Source organism: Carboxylicivirga sp., assembly GCF_982718395.1.
Window position 1 is genome coordinate 1 of sequence record NZ_CEXQWX010000281.1, and the last position, 4,055, is coordinate 4,055.

Annotated in this window: 3 protein-coding genes; all 3 read right to left on the reverse strand. The window is 41.1% G+C overall.

The features are described from left to right. The coding region (locus tag AC4MRQ_RS25235; RefSeq protein WP_491200505.1) for a S41 family peptidase at positions 1-710 on the reverse strand (710 nt) is incomplete at its 3' end. Between the two features lie 227 nt (positions 711-937). Continuing rightward, positions 938-3,298 carry a penicillin-binding protein 1C gene (gene pbpC, locus AC4MRQ_RS25240; RefSeq protein ID WP_491200506.1) on the reverse strand — a complete coding sequence of 787 codons (2,361 nt, stop codon included), beginning with the start codon at positions 3,296-3,298 and terminating at the stop codon, positions 938-940. Between the two features lie 107 nt (positions 3,299-3,405). Continuing rightward, a partial coding sequence (locus AC4MRQ_RS25245) for a TonB-dependent receptor domain-containing protein (RefSeq protein ID WP_491200507.1) occupies positions 3,406-4,055 on the reverse strand: 650 nt, incomplete at its 5' end.

The window sequence follows — 4,055 nt, forward strand, 5'->3', positions numbered from 1 at the left end:
AAATCCAATACAATGCTTTTAGCACCCTGCTTATCGCGCAGATCAAGAAAAGCTTTCTCGATTTCACGACTACAGTCTTGTGTGAAGTTATTCAGCTGGATAATACCTATCTGATCGTTCACCATGCCATAGTAAGGAACCGGATTGATTGAAATCTTCTGGCGTTCCAGCTCAATGTTAATTGGCTTCTTTTCACCCGGGCGTTCCACTTTAATTTTTAGTATTGTATTAGCCGGGCCTTTCAGATGATCACTTACGTCAGGTGTGCTTTTACCCACCATGTCTTTGCCATCAATCTCAAGGATTTTATCACCCGCTTTGAGTCCAGCCACAGCAGCCGGAAATCCTTCATAAGGTTCAGCAATCACAACATATTCTCCTCGTTTAGAAATCAATGATCCTATACCTGCGTATTCACCGGTGGTCATAAAACGGAAATCTTCCATATCCGACTCAGGAATATAAGTCGTATAAGGGTCTAAAGACTCCAGCATGTTATTGATACCTTCTGTAATCAACTTCTCCGGATCTGTTTCATCTACATAATAGCTGTTTACCTCACGAAACAATGTGTAGAAAATATCGAGGTTTTTAATGACTTCGAAATTACGTTTGTCATCGTTAAAACTATAAAGCCCTAACAACATCACCATTACAAGCGAAACGCCTGCAATCCATCTTACTTTACGTGTTCTTAAAAAGTTGTTCATATTTGCTATAGTTATTTTTTACCTGAGTGCGTGGCCTGTAGCATTTCAAATGCTTCAAAAACAACAGGCCTTTTTATAGCGCGGTTCACAAAGTTAATATTTCATGTTATAGTATCAAGTAGAAAGAATATATGCCTTTCAACCTTAACATTTCTTTAACTAATTGAAACCATAAAGATTAGACAAATTCTGTGCCTGAAAGTTCAAAGTTGAACAGCTTCATTCATTTATTCTTTTTTGCTCATGCCTAATGACGTAAACCAAAGTTGGCTGGAATTCCCCTCTTCATCGGTGATAGTCAGCTGGTGTTTACCTTTTTCCGGCGCTATTTCCATTTGGTGATGATGAATGGTTTCGCCAAGGTATTCATTATCCAAATGCCAGAATAAGCGTGCTGATCTTTTTTGATGTGTTGCTTTACAGATTATTCGGCCTAACTGGCCATCTATTTCCCTTGGTACAAAAAGTTGTGCATTTGCCTGCGGATAGATGATGTCGATAACTCGTTGTTGCTCTAAGCAGCTATTCTTAAAAGGTGGTAATGGCTTGTACAACGGGTGGCGCGATTGATAATACCACGCCATAACAGGAGGTAAAACAAACCAGCTTTGATGAACCATTTGATGAGGCGGATAACAATCTGCATTCACCCGGTATTTTTGATCGGCTGATAAATGTACCAGTTGGTGATAGGCGCAGACCGGCAGATCTTTCTGTCCGGCTGGGATGTACATGGTATCAACCTGTTGACAATGTTGTGAAGCTTTATAGCCGCTTGAGCGACAGATGGCAGCCGCCTGCATATCGTCGTAAGGAGTATTAAACCAAGAGGTTGAAGGTAAATAACGATAAAGATCAAACATAACTGGAGCTGCCGCACTTCCTCCAATAATGCCCGGTCGTCCTTCACCGCTGGCATTACCAACCCATACACCAACTGTGTACTCGGGTGTAACCCCGATGGCCCAGGCATCCCTGAAGCCAAAGCTGGTGCCCGTCTTCCAGGCTATCTTGCGCCCTGATGAAAAATTCTCCCAACCGGTTTCTTCTTCTGGCCGTTGCACATTGGTGAGTGCTTCAAATGTGTGGTACACCGATGCTGCTGAAAAAACATCTGGTCTGAAAGAATAGCGAGGTGCCGGTTCTTCTTTATCTTCCAGAATTGATGCTAGGCGGTAATCGTTGTGGTTATATTGACTCGATTGCTCGGTAAATGTTGTTAAGCTTCGTGCCATAGATGAATAAGTTGAGGCCAATTCCAATAGTGATACCTCTGCACCGCCTAAAATAAGTGACAAGCCATAGTGCGATGATGATTTATTAATGCTTGTTAGTCCGGCTTTTTGCAGCTGAGCCATAAACTTGCCTGTTCCATATTCATGGAGCAAACGAACAAAAGGTACGTTTAAGGAGCGTGAAAGAGCGGTATGTGCTGCCACTGCACCATCGAATTGCTTGGTGTAATTCTTTGGAGAGAAATCGCTATAATAGGTAGGGATGTCTAACATTAGCATTTCGGGTAACAACAAACCATCATCCAGAGCTGCAGTATATAAAAATGGTTTAAGGGTGCTGCCACTGCTTCGCTTGGCTGGTATCACATCAACGCTTTGTCCATTATCCAAAGATTTAGATCGTGAGTTACCCACATAAGCCAATGTTTTACCGCTCTTATTGTCAATAATAATAGCAGCTATATTATGAATTTCGTTGTGGCGATACACACTGTAATAGTTCTCTACAATTTGGTTGGCCCGGCTCTGATAAACAGTGTTTAATGTTGTGTGAAAAGTGGAAAGCTCTTGTTTCTTATTGAGTGTATTGAGTAAATGAGGTGCCAGTTGAGGTAGCGGTAAAGGTTTGTCAGGCAAAGGTTCGGCACAGGCCAGGTAATGTTCTGTTGAATCAATTTTTCCTTTATCCAATAGTTTGCTAAGAAGAAAATTACGTTTCTGAATCAATACATCCCGGTTTCTTCCCGGATGAATCAATGCCGGTGCATTGGGAAGCACTGCCAACAAAGCCGATTCACTCCATGATAAATCGTAAGGTGAACGACCAAAGTAACGCCAGGCTGCAGCTTCAATACCAACCACATTACCTCCAAATGGGGCATGTGCAGCGTAGTGTTGCAAAATTTCTTCTTTGCTATAACGCCATTCGAGCCTGGTAGCTTGTATGGTTTCGATGAGTTTATTATGAATAGTCCGAGGTCGCTTATAAGCCAGACGGATTATTTGCATGGAAAGGGTACTGCCTCCACTTTTAATCTTACCGGCACGGATGTTTTGTATCAGTGCTCTGCCCATTGAAACAGGATTAAAGCCCGGATGGTAATAAAAGTACTCATCTTCAAAAAGAATGATCGATTGCCTGAATTTGTCAGGTACCGAATCACCTGCTTCAAAACGCCACTGACCATCACTGGCGATATGGGCCGACATTAATTCTCCTGAAGCTGAATTGAGCCGGGTGGAGTAGGGCGTTGTAAAGAGTTCATTAGGAAGGCAGAAATAATAGGCAATAATAAGGATGGCCAATAGGGACCAAAGAAGTTTCTTTTTATTTAGAGATAATGCCAGTTTCATGAAAATCAAAATTAATAAACCCTTCAGGTTTGCCAAATCTGAAGGGTTTAAAGCTTACAATAAGGTATTCCAGCAGGATTTAATTAATCTATGTAATCCTGGAATTATTATAGTTTTACAACGAGTGTAAATATAAAACTCCTTCCCGGAGCATAAATAGGTTGATCACTACCTTTAACCGATCGTGTTAGATGTTCGTAATAGGTTTCATCAAACAAATTTTGAACAGAAGCATACAATTCCAGATATTGGTTTAGTTGATAATTCATCGATACATCCACCAGGGTAAAGGCAGGTGTTTCAGTCTCCCCAAAGCTCTTGGCAATGCGATTTTGCTTCAAAACATGGCGAAGAAGCAGTTCAGGTTTCAATTTATGATTGATGAAATTTCCACTCAGTAAATAGCGAATGTCTAAAGGCGGAATTTCTGCCAAAGCTTCACCTGTTTCGTTATTTTTTCCATAGGTATAAGCCAAACTTAAACGATGTTGCAGTTGCGGAAAAAGCTGTTGTAACCATATTGCTTCGAAGCCGGATAAGCTTGCCTTATCGATATTGATGAATTGTCGCACTCCGGGACTTGTCGGCATCTTAGGGGCAATGTCATCTCTTATTTCTGAAGAAATGAAATTATTCATTAAGGCCATAAAACCAGTAAGCTGGATTTGTGTTGATTGACTTTGATATTTTAGGTTGACGTCAATTTGGTTGTTTTTTTCCGATGATAACTCAGGATTACCTAACATCTCGTAAGGAT

Coding starts and splice junctions, on each gene's coding strand:
- pbpC (WP_491200506.1), bottom strand. CDS start 3,298: ATGAAACTGGCATTATCTCTAAATAAAAAGAAACTTCTTTGGTCCCTA.